At 74.6% G+C, this 20,558-nt stretch carries 20 protein-coding genes; 10 read left to right on the top strand and 10 right to left on the bottom strand.

Annotated elements, in window-relative coordinates; translation table 11 throughout:
• Window positions 1-66: 66 nt before the first annotated feature.
• Window positions 67-966, bottom strand: a complete 900-nt coding sequence (locus OG618_RS10385) for a LysR family transcriptional regulator (protein ID WP_329487051.1) — start codon at window positions 964-966, stop codon at window positions 67-69.
• Between the two features lie 202 nt (window positions 967-1,168).
• Between OG618_RS10385 and OG618_RS10380 the strand changes: the two genes are divergently transcribed.
• Window positions 1,169-2,269: a DMT family transporter gene (locus tag OG618_RS10380; protein ID WP_329492061.1), complete on the top strand. Its 1,101-nt coding sequence runs from the start codon at window positions 1,169-1,171 to the stop codon at window positions 2,267-2,269.
• Between the two features lie 108 nt (window positions 2,270-2,377).
• Window positions 2,378-2,830 carry an SgcJ/EcaC family oxidoreductase gene (locus OG618_RS10375; RefSeq protein ID WP_329487050.1) on the top strand — a complete coding sequence of 151 codons (453 nt, stop codon included), beginning with the start codon at window positions 2,378-2,380 and terminating at the stop codon, window positions 2,828-2,830.
• A gap of 37 nt (window positions 2,831-2,867) precedes the next feature.
• Here OG618_RS10375 and OG618_RS10370 read toward each other — a convergent pair whose 3' ends face one another.
• Complete coding sequence (locus OG618_RS10370; protein WP_329487049.1) at window positions 2,868-3,770, bottom strand: oxygenase MpaB family protein; 903 nt, start codon at window positions 3,768-3,770, stop codon at window positions 2,868-2,870.
• 172 nt (window positions 3,771-3,942) lie between these two features.
• On the opposite strand from OG618_RS10370, the gene OG618_RS10365 reads away from it, so the two are divergent.
• Complete coding sequence (locus tag OG618_RS10365; protein WP_329487048.1) at window positions 3,943-4,098, top strand: hypothetical protein; 156 nt, start codon at window positions 3,943-3,945, stop codon at window positions 4,096-4,098.
• 23 nt (window positions 4,099-4,121) lie between these two features.
• On the opposite strand, the gene OG618_RS10360 is transcribed toward OG618_RS10365, so the two are convergent.
• From OG618_RS10360 to OG618_RS10350, 3 genes are all read right to left on the bottom strand, one after another.
• Complete coding sequence (locus tag OG618_RS10360; RefSeq protein WP_329487047.1) at window positions 4,122-4,709, bottom strand: DinB family protein; 588 nt, start codon at window positions 4,707-4,709, stop codon at window positions 4,122-4,124.
• A gap of 38 nt (window positions 4,710-4,747) precedes the next feature.
• Window positions 4,748-5,218, bottom strand: a complete 471-nt coding sequence (locus OG618_RS10355) for an SRPBCC family protein (RefSeq protein ID WP_329487046.1) — start codon at window positions 5,216-5,218, stop codon at window positions 4,748-4,750.
• 243 nt (window positions 5,219-5,461) lie between these two features.
• Complete coding sequence (locus OG618_RS10350; RefSeq protein ID WP_329487045.1) at window positions 5,462-5,935, bottom strand: carboxymuconolactone decarboxylase family protein; 474 nt, start codon at window positions 5,933-5,935, stop codon at window positions 5,462-5,464.
• A gap of 265 nt (window positions 5,936-6,200) precedes the next feature.
• On the opposite strand from OG618_RS10350, the gene OG618_RS10345 reads away from it, so the two are divergent.
• The 3 genes from OG618_RS10345 (at window position 6,201) to OG618_RS10335 (ending at window position 12,315) form a co-directional block, all read left to right on the top strand.
• Window positions 6,201-6,956: a hypothetical protein gene (locus OG618_RS10345; protein WP_329487044.1), complete on the top strand. Its 756-nt coding sequence runs from the start codon at window positions 6,201-6,203 to the stop codon at window positions 6,954-6,956.
• Window positions 6,957-7,017: 61 nt separating this feature from the next.
• Window positions 7,018-8,871, top strand: coding sequence for a DNA polymerase Y family protein (locus OG618_RS10340; RefSeq protein ID WP_329487043.1), 1,854 nt, complete (start codon window positions 7,018-7,020; stop codon window positions 8,869-8,871).
• Window positions 8,872-9,045: 174 nt separating this feature from the next.
• Window positions 9,046-12,315 (top strand): error-prone DNA polymerase, encoded by a 3,270-nt coding sequence (locus tag OG618_RS10335; protein WP_329487042.1) that lies wholly within the window; start codon window positions 9,046-9,048, stop codon window positions 12,313-12,315.
• Window positions 12,316-12,338: 23 nt separating this feature from the next.
• Here the strand turns inward: OG618_RS10335 and OG618_RS10330 are convergent, their stop codons facing one another.
• The gene (locus OG618_RS10330) at window positions 12,339-13,088 is read right to left on the bottom strand and encodes a helix-turn-helix domain-containing protein (protein ID WP_329487041.1); all 750 of its coding nucleotides are present in this window, start codon (window positions 13,086-13,088) and stop codon (window positions 12,339-12,341) included.
• Between the two features lie 244 nt (window positions 13,089-13,332).
• On the opposite strand from OG618_RS10330, the gene OG618_RS10325 reads away from it, so the two are divergent.
• The 4 genes from OG618_RS10325 (at window position 13,333) to OG618_RS10310 (ending at window position 16,711) form a co-directional block, all read left to right on the top strand.
• A complete protein-coding gene (locus OG618_RS10325) occupies window positions 13,333-14,004 on the top strand; it encodes a DUF4097 family beta strand repeat-containing protein (RefSeq protein WP_329487039.1) in 672 nt (223 codons plus the stop codon).
• 88 nt (window positions 14,005-14,092) lie between these two features.
• A complete protein-coding gene (locus OG618_RS10320; protein ID WP_329487038.1) occupies window positions 14,093-15,055 on the top strand; it encodes an ATP-binding cassette domain-containing protein in 963 nt (320 codons plus the stop codon).
• On the top strand, window positions 15,052-15,837 hold the full coding sequence (locus OG618_RS10315) for an ABC transporter permease (RefSeq protein ID WP_329487037.1): 786 nt from the start codon (window positions 15,052-15,054) through the stop codon (window positions 15,835-15,837). Before OG618_RS10320 ends, OG618_RS10315 begins: the two co-directional genes overlap by 4 nt.
• 151 nt (window positions 15,838-15,988) lie before the next feature.
• A complete protein-coding gene (locus tag OG618_RS10310) occupies window positions 15,989-16,711 on the top strand; it encodes a DUF4232 domain-containing protein (protein ID WP_329487036.1) in 723 nt (240 codons plus the stop codon).
• Window positions 16,712-16,830: 119 nt separating this feature from the next.
• On the opposite strand, the gene OG618_RS10305 is transcribed toward OG618_RS10310, so the two are convergent.
• The 4 genes from OG618_RS10305 to OG618_RS10290 form a co-directional block, all read right to left on the bottom strand.
• Window positions 16,831-17,319, bottom strand: a complete 489-nt coding sequence (locus OG618_RS10305) for a hypothetical protein (protein WP_329487035.1) — start codon at window positions 17,317-17,319, stop codon at window positions 16,831-16,833.
• A gap of 119 nt (window positions 17,320-17,438) precedes the next feature.
• On the bottom strand, window positions 17,439-17,879 hold the full coding sequence (locus OG618_RS10300; RefSeq protein ID WP_329487034.1) for a VOC family protein: 441 nt from the start codon (window positions 17,877-17,879) through the stop codon (window positions 17,439-17,441).
• Between the two features lie 64 nt (window positions 17,880-17,943).
• Window positions 17,944-18,771 carry a TIGR03084 family metal-binding protein gene (locus tag OG618_RS10295; protein ID WP_329487033.1) on the bottom strand — a complete coding sequence of 276 codons (828 nt, stop codon included), beginning with the start codon at window positions 18,769-18,771 and terminating at the stop codon, window positions 17,944-17,946.
• A gap of 183 nt (window positions 18,772-18,954) precedes the next feature.
• Window positions 18,955-20,487 (bottom strand): AMP-binding protein, encoded by a 1,533-nt coding sequence (locus tag OG618_RS10290; RefSeq protein WP_329487032.1) that lies wholly within the window; start codon window positions 20,485-20,487, stop codon window positions 18,955-18,957.
• Window positions 20,488-20,558 lie beyond the last annotated feature (71 nt).

Below are 20,558 nucleotides of genomic sequence, written 5' to 3'. Positions count from 1 at the left end.
GGGAGACCCCTGCACCGAGTTGATGGCGTGGCCCTGACAAGACTGTCCCGGCGCTCGTGCCACCGGTCAGACCCGTGCCGCCCGGGCCGCCTCCCGGAGGGAGGCGAGCAGCTGGGCGAGGGCGGGCTGCCCCCAGGCGGTGGTGCGGACGGCGGCGTGCACGGCGCGGACCGGCTCCGGGGCGCGGAGCCTGCGGACGGTCACACCGGGGTGGCGCCGGGCGAGGCCCAGGAGCGGGACCAGGGCGACCCCGAGCCCGGCCGCGACGAAGCCCTGGGCGGTCGGGTAGTCCTCGCTGTCCACCACGAAGCCGGGGCGGAACCCGGCCTCGGCGCAGGCGTCCAGGACGGTGTCGAGACAGGGGCCGGTCCGCTCGCTGCCGACCCAGGGCTCACCGGCCAGGTCGGCCAGGTCGAGGACGCGCCTCGCACCGAGCCGGTGGCCCCTCGGCAGGACGGCGCGGTACGGGTCGTCGAGCAGGGGGACGAGGCGCAGCCCGGGGTGCTCGCCCCCGTGCGGCCGGACCACCACCGCCACATCCGCCCGCCCCCGGAGGACGTCCTCCAGCGGGTCCTCGGGGTCGGTCATCCCCAGGTCGAGCCGCACCCCCGGGTGCTCGCGGCGGAAGGCCGCGACGGCGGGCGCCACCAGGGCGGCTCCCGCCGTGGCGAAGTAGCGGACCGTCAGGGAGCCGCTGCGCCCGGCCAGCAGATCGGCGAGCGCCGTGCCGGCCTCGGCCACCTGCCGTTCGATGACGGCGGCGTGCTCGGCGAGCAGCCGCCCGGCGGCGGTCGGCCGCACGCCGCGCCCGGCGCGTTCGAGCAGCGCCGTCCCGGTCTGCTTCTCCAGCGCCGCCACCTGCTGGCTGACGGCGGACGGCGTGTAGCCGAGCGCGGTGGCGGCCGCGCTCACCGAGCCGCCGGTGACCACCGCGCGGAGCACCTGTAGACGTCGCACATCGAGCATGTAGTCCAGCTTAAACGTGCTGAAGAACTTTTCACTTGTCCTGTCGGGTCCGGGCGGGCAGCGTTCCTTCCGGCGCTCCCGGCGCTCCCGGCGCTTCCGGCGCTCCCGGCGCTCCCGGCGCTTCGGCGCTCCCGGCGCTTCGGCGCTCCCGGCCTCCCGGTCGGGAGGCCGACCGACGAAAGGCAGGTGTCCCGTGCTGCGGATGGCCGTGCTCGCCCTGCTCTGGGGATCGGGCTTCCTGTGGACCGAACTCGCGCTCCGGAACGGGCTGACCCCGCTGCAGATCACCGTGCTGCGCTCCGCCCTCGGGGCCGCGGTGCTGCTGCTCCTCGCCCGTTCCGCCCGGCAGCGGCTGCCGCGCGGCGCCGCGGTCTGGCTCCGGCTCGCCGTGGCCGCCCTGTTCTGCAACGTGCTGCCCTTCTTCCTGGCCGCCCTGGGCATGCGGACCGTCGGCTCGGGGCCCGCCGGGGTGCTCAACGCGACGACCCCGCTCTGGTCGCTGCTGATCGGCCTGGCGCTCGGGACGGAACGCGGGTGGCACCCGAGGCGCCTCGGCGGTCTGCTGCTCGGCTTCGCGGGGGTGCTGGTGATCTTCTCGCCGTGGCAGGGCGACGCGGGGCCGGCGCACCAGCACGGCGGCGCCCCCGGCTGGGGCGTGCTCGCCCTGCTGGGCGCGGCCGCGAGCTACGCGGTGGCGTTCACCTACATGGGCCGCGTGCTCACCGGCACCGGTACCGCCCCGCTCGCCCTCTCCGCCGCCCAGCTCACCGTGGCGGCCGGGCTCGGCTCGCTGGCGCTGCCGGCCGCCGCCGGTGCCACCGACGGGTTCAACGTCCGGGCGCTCGCGGCGGTGACCGTGCTCGGGGTGCTCTCCACCGGGCTCACCTTCCACCTCAACTACCGGCTCATCGCCACCGAGGGCGCCACCGCGGCAGCCACCGTCGGCTACCTGCTGCCCGTCGTCTCCACCGGGCTCGGCGCGCTCGTGCTCGACGAGCCGTTGAGCCCGAGGGGTGTCACGGGAATGGCCGTGGTGCTGGCCGGGGTCCTCCTGACCCGTCCGCGGCCGACCCGGGAACGGGCGGTCACGGCCGCCCCGGACGCCCGGGCGACCCCCGTGCCCGCTCTGCCCGCCGTGCCCGCCGTGCCCGCCGTGCCCGCCGTGCCCGCCGTGCCCGCCGACCGGACGAACGGGCCAGGAGCGCCGGATCACTCTGGCGGACACCCGGCTTCCGCGCCCTGTTCACCGCCACCGCGCTCACCCGGCTCGGCACCGGCATCGGCCACGTCGCACTGCCCCTGACCGCCGTCACCGCCTACGGCGCGAGCGCCGGGCAGGTCAGGGCCGGGGTGGAGCCTGCGGCCCAAAAGGCTTGACCTCAAGTCGGCTTGAAGGTCAATCATGGTCATCATGAACACGAACACCACGGCCGTCGAGGCCGATGCCCGGATCGGCGCCGAGGCCGACATCGCCGTTGAGACCGAGGCCGTCGGGCGGGTCGTCGCCGCCCTCCAGTACGCCCAGGTCAACGAACTCGTGGAGGAGTTCGTCAGTCTCTTCCGCGAGGACGCGATCTGGACCACCGGCCACGGCAAGCGCCTCACCGGGCGGGACGAGATCGCCGCGTTCACCCGCACGGTGCTCCCGGGCGCCTTCCTCGGCTCCGGGAACACCGCCGAGTACGAGGTGGTGCACGTCCTCTTCGTCCGCCCCGACGTGGCCGCGGTCAAGGTCCGCCAGCGCTACCTCACCCTCGCCGGCGAACAGGTCGGCGAGGAGGGCAGCCCGCTGTACGTGATGGCCAAGGAGGACGGGCGCTGGCTCCTGACGGCCTGCCAGAACACCCTCGTCGTCCCCGAGTGAGGGCGCCGGTCCGGGGCGGAGCGGGTGCGGCGGGCGGTCAGCCCCCGGCCGGGTCCGTGCCCCCGGCCGGCCCGGTCGCGGCGGGCGGGAAGGGGCAGCCGCCCCGGGGCGCGGCGCCGTCCCCGAAGGCGCCGTCCCCGAAGGTGCCGAGCTCGGCGATCCGGTACCCGCCCGGGTAACTGCGCACCTGCCGGCCGTCGCGGGCCAGGCGCGGGGAGCGGCGCGGCGGCAGGAGGCGGACGAGCCGCCCGCGCAGCCGCATGCCGGAGCGGACGGCGTACCGGAGCACGGCCGGGGGCCGGGAGTACCCGAAGGCCTCGCGCAGCGGATCGTCGAGCAGGCAGATCGAGGACACCCGCATCGAGGGCCGCAGCGGGGCCGGGTACCAGGAGGCCATCAGGCCGAGGGTGGCGTCGGAGACCTCCCGGCCGCCCCGGTCGTGGCCGAAGTGGGCGCGCTCGTAGCCGTCCAGCAGCCGCTCGAACGCGTCGTACGTCTCCGGGATGTCGCTCAGGCCCATGTGGCGGCCCAGTTCGCGGTAGTAGTTGGTGGTGGCCCGCACCTCGTGCTCGGAGTACGGGCGCCAGCCGTAGTCGTCCAGCCAGCGCTTGGGCACCACGACGAAGGTGGCGAGCACGTACAGGAAGTCCTCGTTGGAGATGTCGTACCGGTGGTGCATCCGGTTCATCCGCCGGATCGCCTCCCGGCCCTGCTCCGAGGCGAAGCCGTGCTCGACCACGGCCTCCAGGATCAGCACGGTGTCGTCGTAGCGCTTCTGCGCGCGGCGGGTGAACTCGCCGGTCCGCGCGAGCAGTCGGCCGATGCTCGGGACGGCGTAGGTGCGGTAGAGCGCGAAGCTGAGCGACTGGGTGGTGTCCCACGGGAACTCGTACCAGCTGCTGATCCGGTAGATCTCGGTGAACTCGGTCTCCGGGTCCATCCGCTGAATCGTCTTCAGCCAGTCGTATCGCTGCACAGGCCAGACCCTAGGGTCCCGGTCAGGGACAGGTCAACGCGGCCCCGCCGCGCCGCCGGCCACTCCGTGGCGCGCGTGGGCCTACGCTTCCCGGGGGCGGCACGCCGGGTCGGCCGCCGGGGGAGGGGGAGACGGCATGCTCGAATGGCTTCTGGTGGTCCTGATTCCGGTCGGCCTCGTCGCCGTGGCCGGCCTCGCGTACTGGTGGTGGGCGAGAGTCGGCACCGAACGGCCCGTGGAGCACCACAGCTCCATGCCGAGCGAGTACCACGGCACGGACGGCGCGGGCTGAGGTCCGCTCGGGGGGTGGGGGTGTCAGGTGGGCTGGGCGGCCGTGCGGGCTGCTTGTTCGACCCGGGTGTGGTGCTCCTCCCACTGGGGGCGGTCGCCGGGGGCCATGTTCCCGTCCCCGTCGCGCAGGCCGGTGGTGCCGTCGAGCTGTTCCCGGACGATGTCCGCGTGGCCGGCGTGGCGTTGGATCTCCGCGATCATGTGGACGAGGACCCGGTGGAGCGTCAGTTCGCTCCGGTTGCCGAAGGGCACCCGGCCGACGGCGTCCAGCGGGAGTGACCCGATCGTCGCGTCCGCGTGGACCCATGCCGCGCGGTACCGGTCGACGATCTGCTCCCGGGTCTCCTCGGGGGTCGCCCAGAGGTCGGCGTTCGGCTCGGCGTCGCCCGTGATCCACAGGGGCGTTCCGGCGAACGGCCGCCCGAAGGTGGCTCCGAAGTAGAGGGCCTCGGCGCCGGTCGCGTGCTTGACCAGCCCCAGCAGGTTGGTGCCGGTCGGCGTCATCGGGCGGCGGATGTCGTACTCCGACAGCCCGTCGAGCTTCCAGAGCAGGGCGTCCCGGGCGTCCTGCAGATAGATCTGAAGGTCCTTCTTGAAGTCCGGTCCGATCATGGGACCAGTCTGCCACCCCGCCTCCGACCGACGGGTGGTCAGCGCCGCGGCGGGGTCCGGCCGGGAGGCGTGGTCAGCGCGGTGGCGGCGGCGTCGAGGATGTTCCGGAACGCGCGGGTGATGACCGGCCGGGCGAACAGCCGGGTGAGCTGGCCGCCGAGCAGCGGGACGCCGACCTCGGCGCGGGTGGTCCACCGGACGTGGGTGCCGCCGTCGACCTCCGTGAAGGTCATCCGGCCGAGTTCGTGACGGGACGGCGGCAGGCTCCGGTCGACGACGTACTCGGTGGCGTACGGGGGGTCGTAGTGGGTGATGCGCTCGCTGAACCAGCCGATGAGCCACAGGTGGTTGCGGACGGCGCCGACGCCGTAGGGCGCCCCGCTGCCGCGCCGGGCGAGGCGGCAGCGCAGCACCAGCGGCGAGGCCGTGTAGTTGGTGGTCGTGGTGAGCCAGCGGAACACGTCGTCGATGGGGGCGTCGATGACGCGTTCGACGGTCATGGTCTCCATGGTGCGTCCTCCTCGGTCGAGCGGGTCGCTTCCTCGTGTGCCAGGGAGACGACGTGCACCGGCGGGATGTGACGCTCCATCAGCGTGACTGCGGTCACGCCCGGTTGGCGAAGGCGTCGGTCGCGGAGCCGGGCTCGCGAAGGCGGCGAGGCGGACACCTCGCGCCCGTCGGGTGCGCGGGTGTCCGCCTCGTTGGTGACCCCGGTCGGGGCCGGATCCGGCCGTTCCGGGCAGTGCTCCCGCTCAGGCGAACTGGCCGGGCCGGTAGTCGCCGGCGGGCATCTGGAGCATGACGTTCCCGCGGTTGAAGGCGTTGATGACGGTGATCACTCCGACCAGGGCGCCGAGCTGGTCCTCGTCGTAGTGCTGGGCGGCGTTCGTCCAGACCCGGTCGGAGACGCCACCGGCCGCATCGGCGATGCGGGTGGCCTCCTCGGCGAGTTCCAGGGCGGCGCGCTCGGCCTCGGTGAACACCGTGGCCTCGCGCCAGGCCGCGACCAGGTTGAGGCGCTCCGGGGACTCTCCGGCGTGCACGGCGTCCTTGAAGTGCATGTCGGTGCAGAAGCCGCAGCCGTTGATCTGGCTGGCGCGGAGCTTCACCAGCTCCTGCGTCGCGGCCGGCAGGGTCGAGCCTTCGAGCGCCTTGCCCGCGGCGATGATGTGCTTGAAGACCTTGCCCAGGACCGGGTTGGTGAAGGGGTTCAGGCGTGCTTCCATGACGCGCTCCAAAGTCGGTGTCCGGCGGCTTGCACTCCTTTGACGAGGTAGCCCGGCGAGTTGTGACACGGCCGTTCCGTGAGGTGCCCGGACCCCGCCGTGCCGGGAGCGCGGCGGCCGCGCCGCGACGGGGCACCCGTGCCGACCTGGGTGATCGCCCCCGGGGCGGTCCGGGGGCCCCGAGCGGCGGGCAACACGGAGAGTGACCGTTGGGGTGGACCAAGCAGACTTGAATCTTTGCGAACGAATGTTCGATCCTGGGGGTGTGCCCGTTTTCGAATCTGTTTTCGAATCCACCGCCGAGCGGCAGCCGCTCCGCCCGGTGGTGTCCGCGGCTGCCCTCGGTGCCGCTACCGGCACCGAGGCGGTCGACGGTCGGCGCGGGCTGCTGCCGGTGCTGCCCGCGCTGGGGGCGGTGCTGCCGGAGGGCGGGCTCCGGCGGGGGACGGCGGTGTCGGTGGGGGCCGGGGACACCGGGCTGCTGCTGGCGCTGGCCGCCGGGGCACGCGGGTCGGACGGCGGCTGGGCGGCCGCGGTCGGACTGCCCGATCTCGGGCTCGCCGCGGCCGCCGGGTACGGGCTGGACCTGCGGCGACTGCTGGTGGCGGACGACCCCGGGCCGCACTGGGCCGAGGTGGTGTCGGTGCTGGCCGGGGCGGTCGAGCTGATCATGCTGCGTCCGGACGGGCCGGTGGCACCCAAGCCGGCCGCCCGGCTGGCGGCCGTGCTGCGGCGCAGTGGCTGCGTGCTGCTGGTGGCCGGGCCGTGGCCGGGGGCGGGACTGCGGCTGGAGGTGCGCTCCGGCCGCTGGTTCGGGCTGGGTGACGGGCACGGCCAGCTCACCGGGCGGCAGGTGGAGGTGGCGGTGGAGGGGCGTGGCTCGGCGGTGCGCGGGCGCACCGCCCGGCTCTGGCTGCCGGACGAGCACGGCGAGGTGCGGGCGGTGGCCGAGGCCGCCGAGGCGGGGGAGGACGTGACGTCGGGGGTCGGGGCGGACCTCGACCGAATGGCGGTGGTGTGAGATGACCGGCGGCGGAGCGTCCGGAACACCTGCGGCAGCCGGGACCCCCGGGACGCCGCGGGTGCTGGTGGTCTGGTGCCCGGACTGGCCGGTGGTGGCCGTCGAAGGGAGCGCGGACGGCGGCGGCGACGTCCCGGTGGCGGTGGTCGCCGGCGGGCGGGTCCTGGCCTGCTCGGAGGCGGCGCGGTCGGCCGGTGTGCGGCAGGGGCAGCGGCTCAAGCTGGCCCAGCGGCTCTGCCCCGCGCTGGAGCTGCGGGAGCGGGACCCGGAGGCGGAGACCCGGCGGTTCGAACCGGTGGTCGCGGCGGTCGAGGCGTTCACGCCCCGGGTGGAGGTGCTTCGCCCGGGTCTGTGCGCGATCCCGATGAAGGGCCCGAGCCGGTACTTCGGCGGCGAGGAGGCGCTGACGGCGAAGGTGCAGCGGGCGGTGGCGGCCGCCCTGGCCGGTGCGGCGGACCGGGGCGAGGAGGCCCCGGAGGTTCGGGCCGGGCAGGCCCATCCCGCGGACGCCGAGCACGCCGGGCCCGCCGGGCGGGCGCACCCGCCGGAGCCCGGGGCCGCCGACACCCCCGGGTGGACGCGCCCGGCGGAGGCCGAGCGTGCGGCGGCACGGCGCCGCGCCGGGGCGGTGGACGGCCTGTTCGCCGCGGCGCCCGCGGCCCGGGACGGCGCACCGGGCGGGTTCGCCCGGCCGCCCGAGCCGCCCGCCGGCCCGGATTCCGGGCCGGACACCGAGGCGCGCCCCGGGGAGGCGGACGCGGTGCCGCCGGCCCGGATCGGGGTCGCCGACGGCCTGTTCGCCGCCGTGCTGGCAGCCCGGGCGGGGGTGCTGGTGCCGGCCGGCCGGACGGCGGAGTTCCTCGCCCCCTATCCGGTGGCCGCGCTCGGCGACGAGGGGCTGGCGGAGCTGCTGGACCGGCTCGGCCTGCCCACCGTCGGGGCGTTCGCCGCGCTGCCCGCCGAGGCGGTCGCGGACCGCTTCGGCCCGGCGGGCACGGCCGCCCACCGGCTGGCCCGGGGGCTGCAGCCGCGCCCGCTGGTGCCGCGTACGGAGGGGCCGGACCTCTCCGTCGAGCAGTGCTTCGACCCGCCGGAGGCGCTCGCCGAACCGCTGGTGTTCGTCGCCCGCACCCTGGCCGAGCAGTTGCACCAGCGGCTCGCCGGGGCGGGTCTGACCTGCCAGCGGGTCGCCGTCGAGGTGGCCTGCGCGGACGGGCGGACCGTCTCGCGGCTCTGGCGGCACGAGGGCCGGCTGTCGGCGGCGGCGCTCGCCGAGCGCGTCCGCTGGCAGCTCCAGGCCTGGCAGGGCGCGGGGACGTTCGCCGTGCCGGACGGCGGGCCGTCGCACGACGCGGGGTTCACCGCCCTGCGGCTCGTACCCGACGACCTCTCGCCCGACCAGGGCCGGCAGCTGGCGCTCTGGGGGCAGGCGGTCGCGGACGACCGGGTGGAGCGGGCGGTGGCCCGGGTCCAGGCGGTGCTCGGGCACGCCGGGCTGCGCCGGATCGAACCGGCCGGCGGGCGGGGACCGGGCGAGCAGGTGGTCCGGGTGCCGTGGGGCGAGCCGTACGACCCGGCGGCGCCGGCCGACGCGCCCTGGCCGGGGCGGCTGCGGGACGTCTGGCCGGCCGTGGTGCACCGCGCCCCGGTGCCGGTCGCGGTGCTGGACACGGCCGGGCGGCCGGTGAACGTGGACGGCCGGGCGGGGGTGTCGGCCCGACCGGCCCGGATCGCGGTGCGCGGTCGGGACCTGGTGGTCGACGGCTGGACCGGACCCTGGCCGGCGGTCGAGTACTGGTGGGACCAGGCGCGCGCCCGCCGCCGGGCACGCTTCCAGGTCACGGTGGCGGACGGGCGGGCGCTGCTGCTCACGGTGGAGAACGGCGAGTGGTTCCTGGAGGCCGGTTACGACTGACGGAGCACGGCGGCGGAGCGTCGGGACGGTGCGGCGGGGACGGTGCGGCGGGGACGGAGCACGGCAGGGAGAGATCGGCGGGGAAAGGCCGGCGGGAGCACGGCAGGGAGAGATCGGCGGGGAGCACGGCAGGGGGGCAGGACACGAACGAGAGACCGAAGGCGACAACCCCCGATGGGATTCACCAGCCACCCCGCGCTCCCCTGGAGCGAGCTGCACCGACGCCTGGCCGGCGGCCGGCCGGGCCCGGCCGCCGGCCAGGTGGTGCCGATCCGCCGCCGGGCCGAGGACCGCGGCCCCGGGCCGGCCGGGCCGACCGGCGATCCGGCCTGGGCGGAACTGCACGTCCACTCGGCCTTCAGCTTCCTCGACGGTGCCAGCGACCCCGAGGAGCTGGTCGCGGAGGCCGCCCGGCTGGGCGTCGAGGTGCTCGCGCTCACCGACCACGACGGCCTCTACGGCGCGGTCCGCTTCGCCGAGGCGGCCCGCGAGGCGGGCGTCGGCACGGTGTTCGGCGCCGAGTTGACGCTGCGCCGCGACCAGGAGGTGGAGCACCTGCTCGTCCTGGCCCGCGACCCGGCCGGCTACCGCCGGCTCTCCGCGGCGATCGGCGCCGCCCAGCTGGCGGGCGGGGCCAAGGGCCGTCCGGCGTACGACTTCGCCGCGCTCGCCGACGCGCACGACGGCCACTGGGCGGTGCTCACCGGCTGCCGCCTCGGCCGGGTGCCGGCCGCCCTGGCCGCCGGAGCCGCCGGGGGCGGGGCCCGCGCGGACACCTCCCGGGGCGTCGACGGGGCCGAGCGCCGGCTGCGCACCCTCACCGAGGCTTTCGGCCGCGAGAACGTCCACGTCGAGCTGATCGACCAGTGGCTGCCCGGCGACGACCTGCGCAACGACGCCCTCGCCGCGCTGGCGGCCCGGCTCGGCCTCCCCGTCGTCGCCTCCACCAACGCGCACCACGCGGGCCCGGCCCAGGGCCGGCTGGCACAGAGCCTGGCCGCCCTGCACGAGCGCCGGACGCTCCAGGACGCGGCGGGCTGGACACAGGCGGCCGGCACCGCGCACCTGCGCTCGGGCCGCGAGATGGCGGCCCGGCTGGCCCGCTTCCCGGGGGTGCGGCAGGCCACCGTCGACCTGGCCCGGGCCTGTGCGTTCGACTTCACCCGGCTCGACCCGGAGCTGCCCGGCTTCCCCGTCCCGCCCGGCCACACCGAGATCAGCCATCTGCGCGCGCTGGTCGCCGCCGGCGGCCCGGCCCGCTTCGGGCCCGGGAACGCGGCCGCCCGCCGGCAGCTCGGCAAGGAACTGGACGTCATCGAGGACCTGGAGCTGGCCGGGTACTTCCTGATCGTCCACGACATCGTCGACTTCTGCCGCCGGGAGTCCATCTGGTGCCAGGGCCGGGGTTCGGCGGCCAACTCGGCGGTCTGCTACGCGCTCGGCATCACCGCCGTCGACCCGATCCACTACCGGCTGCTGTTCGAACGCTTTCTCTCCGTCGCCCGGGACGGTCCGCCCGACATCGACCTGGACATCGAGCACCGCCGCCGCGAGGAGGTCATCCAGTACGTCTACCGCCGCTACGGGCGCGAGCACGCCGCCCAGGTCGCCAACGTGATCACCTACCGGCCCCGGCTGGCGCTGCGCGACGCGGCCCGGGTGCTCGGCTACCCGCAGGGGCAGGTGGACGCCTTCAGCCGGCAGAGCGACTTCCGCTCCGCGCCCGGCCCGGACGCCGTCATCCCCGCCGACGTGCTCGCCCTGGCCGGTCAACTGCACGGCCTGCCGCGCCACCTGGGCATCCACTCGGGCGGCATGGTGCTCACCAGGGAGCCGATCGCCGAGATCTGCCCGACCGAGTGGGCCCGGATGCCGGGGCGGTCGGTGCTGCAGTGGGACAAGGACTCCACGGCCGGTGCCGGACTGGTCAAGATCGACCTGCTGGGCCTCGGTATGCTCTCCGCCCTGCACGACACCTGCGACCTGATCGCCGAACACCACGGCGCGCACTACGACCTGGCGACCATCCCGGTCGACGACGCGGGCGTGTACGCGATGCTGCGCCGGGCCGACACGGTCGGTGTCTTCCAGGTCGAGTCGCGCGCCCAGATGGCGACCCTGCCGCGGCTCAAGCCGGACCACTTCTACGACCTGGTGGTCGAGGTGGCGCTGATCCGCCCGGGCCCGATCCAGGGCGGCTCGGTCCATCCGTACCTGCGCCGCCGGGCCGGGGTCGAACCGGCCGGCTGCCCGCACCCGTTGATGGAGAACGCGCTCGGCAAGACCCTCGGGGTGCCGCTGTTCCAGGAGCAGATGATGCAACTGGCCATCGACTGCGCCGGGTTCACCCCCGCCGAGGCGGACCGGCTGCGCCAGGCGATGGGCTCCAAGCGCTCGCACGAGCGGGTCGCCCGGCTGCGCGAGCGGCTGCTGGGCGGCATGGCCGAACGCGGCATCCCGCCGGAGACCGCCGAGGACGTCTACGTCAAGATCGAGGCCTTCTCCAACTACGGCTTCCCGGAGAGCCACGCGATCAGCTTCGCCCACCTGGTGTACGCGAGCGCCTGGCTCAAGTACCACTACCCGGCCGCCTTCACCTGTGCGCTGCTGGCCAACCAGCCGATGGGCTTCTACGCACCGCTCAGCCTGATCTCGGACGCCCGGCGGCACGGCGTACGGGTGCGCGGGGTGGACGTCAACGCCAGCGGGGCCCGGCCGACCCTGGAGCCGTACCGGGGGCCGACCCCGGAGCCGCCGCTCACCGCCGGCAAACCGCAGGCGGCCATCCGGCTCGGGCTGGACACCGTGCGCGGGGTCGGCACCCCGCAGGCCGAGGCGATCGCGGCCGGGCAGCCGTACGCCGACCTGGAGGACTTCGCGCGGCGCACGGGCCTGCCCGCGCCGGTCCTGGAGGCCCTCGCCGCGGCGGGCGCGTTCGGCTGCTTCGGGCTGGGCCGGCGTCAGGCGCTCTGGGCCGCCGGAGCGTTCGCCGGAGTGTCGACGGCGCTGATCCCCGGCACCACGCCCGGCACCGAGGCCCCGCCGCTGCCCGAGATGACCCCGGTGGAGGAGACCATCGCCGACCTCTGGGCCACCGGGGCCTCCGCCACCAGCCACCCCGTCCAGCACCTGCGCGCGCACCTGGAGCGCGGCGGCGCACTGACCGCCGCCCAGCTGCCGGGGGTGGAACCCGGCTCGGCGGTGGTGGTCGGCGGACTGGTGACGCACCGCCAGCGGCCGCCGACGGCGGGCGGTGTGCTGTTCCTCAGCCTGGAGGACGAGACCGGCCTGATCAACGTGATCTGCAGCCGCCCGGTCTGGGAGTCCCAGCGCCGCACCGCCCTGGACCGGGCCGGCCTGCTGGTGCACGGCCACGTCGAACGGGACCGCGGGGCCACCAACCTGGTCGCCACCCGGCTCACCCCGCTGCGCCTGGGCGCCTGACCGGGGGCACCGGCGGCGGCCGGTCAGCCGTCCGACGCCGGCCCGGTGGCGCCGTCCGGAGCCGCCGCGGGCTGCGGGTGCAGGATCTCGCGGGCCTGCTCGGCGGACCGGGCGATGCTCTCGGAGACGAAGTCGAGGAAGCGGGCGATGTTTTCGAGGCGGGCGCCGGCCGGCGTGCCGGCGTCGAGCACGCCGACGCCCTGGCGTGCGGTCTCGGCGATCTGGGCGGTGGAGCGGGCGCTGGCGATCATCGACTGGTACCAGATGTCGTTGTCGACGAGGTAGCGCTCGCGGCGGCGCTCGTCGCGCTCCCGGCGGACGAAGCCCTGGGCGTCGAGGAACGTGATCGCCTTGGAGACGGAGGCCGGGCTGACCTGGAGGCGCTGGACGAGTTCGGACGCGGTGAGGCTGCCCGAGTCGGTGAGGCAGAGGCAGGCCATCACCCGGGCCATCATCTGGGGCATGCCCGACTGCAGCATCGCGGTGGTGAACACCTCCTCGTACGCGCGCACCGCGTCGGCGTCGCGGCCGTGCTCCTGCGGGACGGCCGCGGGGTCCCGGGGCGCCGCCTGCCGGCGGCGGGCGCGGTGCCCGGTGGCGCGCTGGGCCAGGTCGGCGCGGTAGCCGGTGGGGCCGCCGTTGCGCATCACCTCGCGCGTGATGGTCGAGGTCGGGCGGTCGAGCCGCCTGGCGATCTCGGCGTAGGGGAGGCCGTCGGCCAGCCCGAGCGCGATCTGCTGGCGTTCCTGCTGGGTGAGCCTGCCTCCGGGCATCGCGGTCTCCTTCGGGGTGGGTAGTGCGCCGAGCATAGCGTTCGCTCTCAATCCATTGCAACGAATGGAAAGTAGCTCGTTGCATTAGGCGCGAAACCATTGCAATGAAATCACCGCAACTACCTGCGGAGATGGGATTCTGACGCAACGAGTGTGTTGCCAGCATCGTGAATGCAACGTAGCTTTTCCCTCATCGGAAACGACGGGCCGACCGAGTGCCCGCCACCGCAGAAGGAGAAGAACGATGCAAAAGTTCGCCACCACCACCCCGATCGCCGCCGTCCTCGACATCCCCGCCGGCAGCGTCCGGCTGATCGCCGCCGACCGCAGCGACACCACCGTCGAGGTCCTCCCCGCGAACGCCGCCAAGGGCGCCGACGTGAAGGCCGCCGAGCGGATCACGGTCGAGTACACCGACGGCGTCCTGCGGATCGCCGCCGCCCCGGCCGCCAACCGCCTCCTCGGCCAGTCCGGCGCCGTCGAGATCACCGTCCAGCTCCCCGCCGGCTCCCGGATCCAGGCGAAGACGGCCGCCGCCGACCTGCGGGGCGTCGGACGCCTGGGCGACGTCACCCTCGACGGCGCACAGGGCTCGGTCAAGCTCGACGAGACCGCGAACGCCCACCTCACCCTCCTCGCGGGCGACATCACCGTCGGCCGGCTGAACGGCTCCGCGCAGCTCAGCACCCGCAAGGGCGACCTGCGGATCACCGAGGCCACCGGCGGCACCCTCGACCTGCGCACCGACGCCGGCGCCATCGAGATCGGCGCCGCCCGCGGCGTCTCCGCGACCCTCGACGCCGGCACCGCCCACGGCCGGATCCACAACACCCTCCAGAACACCACCGGCACCGACGCCGCGCTCACCATCCGCGCCACCACCTCCCACGGCGACATCACCGCCCGCAGCCTCTGAACCGCCCGCAGCCTCTGAACCGCCCGCAGCCTCTGAACCGCTCACAGCCCCCGCACCACTGTTCGCAGCCTCTGAAGGAGCACCTCTCATGACCGACCTGGCCATCGCGGCGAACGGGCTGCGCAAGTCCTACGGCGACAAGAGCGTCCTCGCCGGGATCGACCTCGCCGTCCCCGAAGGAACGGTGTTCTCCCTGCTCGGCCCGAACGGGGCCGGCAAGACCACCGTCGTCAAGATCCTCTCCACCCTGATCGGGGCCGACGGCGGACAGGCCCGGGTGGCGGGCCACGACATCGCCACCGCGCCGCAGGCGGTGCGCGCCGCGATCGGTGTCACCGGGCAGTTCTCCGCCGTCGACGGCCTGATCACCGGCGAGGAGAACATGCTCCTGATGGCCGACCTGCACCACCTGTCCAAGCGCGAGGGGCGGCGGGTCGCCGCCGAACTCCTGGAACGCTTCGACCTGGTGGAGGCGGCCGGGAAGCCCGCCTCCACCTACTCCGGCGGCATGAAGCGCCGGCTGGACATCGCCATGACGCTGGTCGGCGGCCCGCGGGTCATCTTCCTCGACGAGCCGACCACCGGCCTCGACCCGCGCTCGCGCCACACCATGTGGCAGATCATCCGCGAACTCGTCACCGGCGGCGTGACCGTCTTCCTCACCACCCAGTACCTGGAGGAGGCCGACCAACTCGCCGACCGCATCGCGGTCCTGAACGACGGCCGGATCGCCGCCGAAGGCACCGCCGACGAGCTGAAGCGACTCATCCCCGGCGGCCACGTGCGGCTGCGCTTCGCCGACCCGGCGGCCTACCGGTCCGCCGCCCTCGCCCTGCACGACGTCACCCGCGACGACGAGGCCCTGGCCCTGCAGATCCCCAGCGACGGCAGCCAGCGCGACCTGCGCGCCGTCCTCGACCGGCTGGACGCCACCGGCATCGAGGCCGACGAACTCACCGTCCACACCCCCGACCTCGACGACGTGTTCTTCGCCCTGACCGGCTCCAGCGTGCCCGCCCAGAACAACCAGTCCAAGGAGACCGTCCGATGAGCACCTTCACCCTCGCCGCCCGTGACTCGGCCACCATGCTGCGCCGCAACCTGCTGCACGCCCGGCGCTACCCGTCACTCACCCTGAACCTGCTGCTCACCCCGGTCATGCTGCTGCTGCTCTTCGTCTACATCTTCGGCAACACGATGAGCGCCGGCATCGGCGGCGGCGACCGCTCCGCCTACATCGCCTACCTCGTCCCCGGCATCCTGCTGATGACCATCGGCAGCACCGTCATCGGGGCCGCGGTGTCCGTCTCCACCGACATGTCCGAGGGCATCATCGCCCGTTTCCGCACCATGGCGATCCACCGCGGGTCGGTGCTCGTCGGGCACGTCGTGGGCGGCGTGCTGCAGTCGGTCGCCAGCGTGGTCCTGGTCGGCGCGGTCGCCGTGGCCATCGGCTTCCGCTCCACGGACGCCACCGCCCTGGAGTGGCTGGCCGCCTTCGGGCTGCTCGTCCTCTTCGCCCTGGCGCTCACCTGGATCGCGGTCGGGATGGGCATGGCCAGCCCGAACGCCGAGGCCGCCAGCAACAGCGCGATGCCGCTGATCCTGCTGCCGCTCATCTCCAGCGCCTTCACCCCCGTCGACGCGATGCCGGGCTGGTTCCAGCCGATCGCCCAGTACCAGCCGTTCACGCCGGCCATCGAGACCCTGCGCGGCCTGCTGCTCGGCAGCGGGATCGGCTACAACGGCTGGCTCGCCGTCGCCTGGTGCCTGGCGCTCACCGCGCTCGGCTACTTCTGGTCGACCTCGACGTTCAACCGTGACCCGAAGTAACCGGGACGACGGTGCGGGTCGCCTCCCGCACCTCGCCCCGTCCCAGGGCGGCGTACCGACACCGGGTGTCGGCCTGCGCCGCCCTGCCGGCGTTCCCGCCCGCCGTCGTGCGGAGCGCCTTCCCCGGGCTGTCCGGACGACGGTTCGTGTCATGATCGTCCGCATGAACCCGACGCCGCCGAACGGAAACCGTCGAATCGCGCCGCCGGCCCGGGCGGCGCTGCTGCTCGTGGGGGCGGCCCTGCTGGCGGGGTGCGGCAGCACGCAGGTGTCGGGCGCGGGCGGGGGAGCCCCGGGGCCCGTGGGCGCGACCGGCGGCAGGACCTCCGCGAAGGCCACCGCCCCGAACACTCCCAGCTCGGCGGCCCTCCCCACGCCGACCCCGGTGCCGGCGCCGACCTGTTCCCCGGAGGGCGTCTCGCTGGCCGCGGAGGAGGCGAACGCCGCCATGGGCCTGCGGGTGATGGCGATCCGCCTGACCAACTGCGGAGCCGCCCCCTACACGCTGAACGGCCGACCGGGGGTCCGCGTCCTCGACGCCGACCGTGCGCCGCTCGACATCGCCGTGCAGAAGGGTTCGGCCGGCATCGCGACCCTGGAGGGCTTCGACGCGGCGCCGACGGCGGTGACGCTCCGGCCCGGCGAGTACGCGGCGTTCCAACTGGTCTGGCGCAACACCGTCACCTCGGGGACGAAGGGGGCCGACAACGGGCGCTTCCTGGAGATCGCCCCGCTGCCCGGCCGCCCCCCGGTCGTCGTCCCGGCCTACCTCGATCTCGGCACCACCGGCCGGCTGGGCATCTCCGCCTGGGCCGAGGCCACCGCGGCCGCCCGGCCGGGGAACGACCGCCCGGGAGCCCCGCTCGCCCGGTAGCCGAGCCCGGCTCGGCGCGTCGGGGCGCCGGTGGTCGGGGCACCGGTCGCCCGGGTACCGGCGCGGCGCAGTCGTGGGGGCGCCTGCGCCGCGCCGGGGCTGGAGGGGGAGCGGCGGGCTCAGAAGGCGGGGGCGTCGTTCAGCTCGACGATCCGCAGATCGCCCAGGCGCACGGTGTACCAGACCTCCTGGCCGCCGCCGCCGCCCCAGTACTCGGTGAAGCGGATCGAGGCGAAGCCGTGCTCCTCCCCGACCTGCTGCACGGACCACTCCGACGGCACGTTCTGGGCGCGGAACACCGGGTCGGCCCCGTGCTCGGAGGCCCAGGCGTCCAGCCGGACGTTCAGGTGCGGAGTGAGGAAGCGCTCACGGACGGCGCGCGGCGTCTCGCCGCTCTGGTGGAGCACCGCCCTGCTGTACTCCTCCACGAAGGTGACCACCCGGTGGGCGGCGGCCGTCCCGGCCCGGGCCTCCGCCCGGGAGGAGCCGGGCACGTCGGTGGGCCGGGCGAAGGCCGCCTGGGCGGAGCCGGCCGGCCCACCGATCGCGAGCAGACCGGCGAAGGCGGCTCCGGCCAGAACGGTACGCAGGGCGTCAGCGCGAATCATGGGGGAATTCCACCATTCGTCGACGAACTCCGTATATCGCCGGAAGGAGTGGTTTGGCCACCCACCGTTGTTATTTGACGATCGATCACCCGGTGCCCCGGTGGGCGGAGGCCCGGTCGTCAGCTCAGCTGTTCGGCCAGCGCGAGGATGATGCCGCTCGGCCCGCGGAGGTAGCAGAGCAGGTAGCTGTCCTCGAAGCGGGTCACTTCGCCGACGAGTTCGGCGCCGTGCGGCCGGAGGCGGGCGAGGGTGTCCGCGAGGTCGTCGACGGCGAACATGACGCGGTGCAGACCCCGTGTGTTCGCCGGGGTGATCTCCGGCTCGGGGGTGATCGCCTCCGGGCTGTGGTACTTCGCCAGTTCGAGCCGGCCCGGGGCGCCCGGGATCCGCATCATCGCGATCTCGCTCCGCATGCCGTCGAGCCCGACGACCGCGCCCGCCCAGCGTCCTTCGATCGGCATCCGGCCTTCCAGCTCCATGCCGAGTTCGAGGAAGAAGGCGACGGCGGCGTCGAGGTCGTCGACGACGATGCCGACGTTGTCCATGCGCTGAATGGTCATGCGGCCCAGGGTAGGGGCCGGGTACGACGACGCCGGTTCGGCGGGCCCGTCGCACCCGCCCGTCTCACCCGCCGGCCGGGCGTCCCTTGCCCGGGTTCCCGGCGAAGGCCTGGGCGATCGGCAGCCAGGCCGCGGCCGTCGGGCCGGTGGCGCTCAGGGCGAGGTCGTCCCGGTGGCGGCGCTGGGTCACCAGCAGGCAGAAGTCCAGGGCCGGCCCGCTCACCCGGTCCGCCGCGTCCGCCGGGCCCCAAGCCCACAAGTCGCCGTCCGGCGCCGTCAGTTCGACCCGGACCGGGGTCTGCGGCGTGGGCAGCCCGTGCAGGGTGAAGGCGAATCCCATGGTCCGTACGCCCAGGTGGGCGATGTGCCGCAGCCGCGCGGTCGGCTCGCGGACCGCGCCCAGGGTGTCCGCGACGTCCTGCCCGTGCGCCCAGGTCTCCATCAGCCGGGCGGTCGCCATCGACGGGGCCTTCATCGGCGGCCCGAACCACGGGAGCCGGAGGCCGTCCGGGGCCTCGGCCAGCGCCGACCGGAGCCGTTCCCGGCCGGCCCGCCAGCGCGTCAGCAGCGCGTGCGGCTCCTCCGTCGCGCCGCGCGCCGCGCCCTCGTCCACCGGGTCCGCCCCGGCGGCCAGCAGCTCGCCGAAGACCCGGCCGGACTCGGCGACGAAGGCCTCTGGATCGCGGGCGGAGAGCGTGGTCCAGTCGTCCGTCCAGGCCAGGTGGGCGATCTGGTGCGCGATCGTCCACCCCGGCGCGGGGGTGTCCGTCGCCCACTGCTCGGGCGCCAGCGGGGCCACCAGGTCGTCCAGGGCCTCGCTCTCGGCCCGCAGGTCGTCGAGCAGGCCGGTCAGCACAGCTGCGGCCGCCGGGGCCGTACCGTCCGTCGTCATGGGCGTCCTCGTCTCCTCGGTAGTGACTCACCGGTAACCCGAGCCCGCACCCTACGCCGTGCCCGCGGCCGCCACCCGCAACTCCACGGAACCCGCCGGTCGGGACGCCCACCCGCGCACCGGAAGGGGGCGCCGGGTGCCGGGCCGGGAGCCCGGCACCCGGACCGGACCGGACCGGACCGGTCAGTTGACCTGCCGGTCGCGCTCGACCCAGTAGGGCTCGCGGAGCCGGAACTTCTGCAGCTTCCCGGTGGTGGTGCGCGGCAGGGTGTCCCGGAACTCCACCGAGGTGGGCGACTTGTAGCCGGCCAGCCGCTGCTTGCAGTGCGCGATGAGGTCGGCCTCCAGGACGTCGTACCCGGGCTTGAGCACGACCAGTGCCTTGACCGTCTCGCCCCACTTCTCGTCCGGCACGCCGATCACCGCGACCTCGCCGACCGCCGGGTGGTCGTAGAGGCAGTCCTCCACCTCGATCGAGGAGACGTTCTCCCCGCCGCTGATGATGACGTCCTTCTTCCGGTCCGAGATGGTCAGGTAGCCGTCGGTGAGGGTGCCGCCGTCCCCGGTGTGGAACCAGCCGTCCCGGACCGCCTCCGCCGTCTCCTTCGGCTGCTGCCAGTAGCCGTCCATCACGACGTTGGCGCGGACGAGCACCTCGCCCTGGCCGTCGACCCGCACCTGGTTGCCTAGGGCCGGCGCGCCCGCCTGCACCAGCTTCTCCGCGCGCTCACCGGCGGGCAGTTCGTCCCACTCGGCGCGCGAGCGGTTCACCGTGACCACCGGCGAGGTCTCGGTCAGGCCGTAGATCTGCATGAACTCCCAGCCGAGTTCGGCCTCGACCCGCTGCACCACGGAGGTCGGCGGCGGCGCGCCGGCCACGATCATCCGCACCTTGTCCCGGCCGGGGACGGGGCCGTCCCAGTCGGCGGCCGCGTCCAGCACCATCTGGACCACCGCGGGCGCGCCGCTCAGGAAGGTCACCCCGTGCCGCTCGACCCGGCGCAGGATCTCGGCGCCGTCCACCTTGCGCAGCACGATGTGCCGCGCGCCCAGCCCGGTGAGGGCGAACGGCAGGCCCCAGCCGTTGGCGTGGAACATCGGCAGGGTGTGCAGGTAGACATCCCGGTCACCGGCACCGAAGTGCAGGCCCATCAGCACGGAGTTCAGCCAGATGTTGCGGTGGGTGAGCTGGACGCCCTTGGGGCGGGCGGTGGTTCCGCTGGTGTAGTTGACGGTCGCGGTGTCGTTCTCGCCGATCTCGTAGCGGCGCGGCGCGCGGTCGAAGTCGTACAGCCGGGCGTCGCTGTCCGTGCCGAGCACGAAGGTGTGCCGGGCGCGGACGCCGGCCAGCGGCTCGGCGAGTTCGGGGTCGACCAGCAGCACGGAGGCGCCGCTCTGCTCGACGATGTACGAGACCTCCTCGGCCCGCAGCCGGAAGTTCACCGGTACCAGGACCCGGCCGTGTCCGCTCACCCCGTAGAGCGAGGTCATCAGCCGGGCCGAGTTGTGCGACACGATCGCGACCCGTTCGCCCGGCCCGACGCCCAGCCGGTCCAGGCCGGCCGCCTGCGCCCGGGCCAGCTCGGCGACCCGGCGGTAGGTCAGCTCGCCCCAGGATTCGGCGGGTTGCGCCGGCTCGTCGACGATGCCGACCCGGTCGCCGTAGACCAGCTCGGCCCGGTCGAGGAAGTCCATCACGGTGAGTGGAATCTGCATGCGCCCACTTTCCTCCGCCGCCCGCCCGCTGCACACCCCTGATCAAGGGTGTCACCCGGACGGGCCGCGAG

This window comes from Kitasatospora sp. NBC_01246, from assembly GCF_036226505.1.
In the GTDB taxonomy this organism is placed as follows: domain Bacteria; phylum Actinomycetota; class Actinomycetes; order Streptomycetales; family Streptomycetaceae; genus Kitasatospora.
Note: the sequence above shows the minus strand (reverse complement) of the source record. Positions and strands in the feature narration are given on the sequence as shown.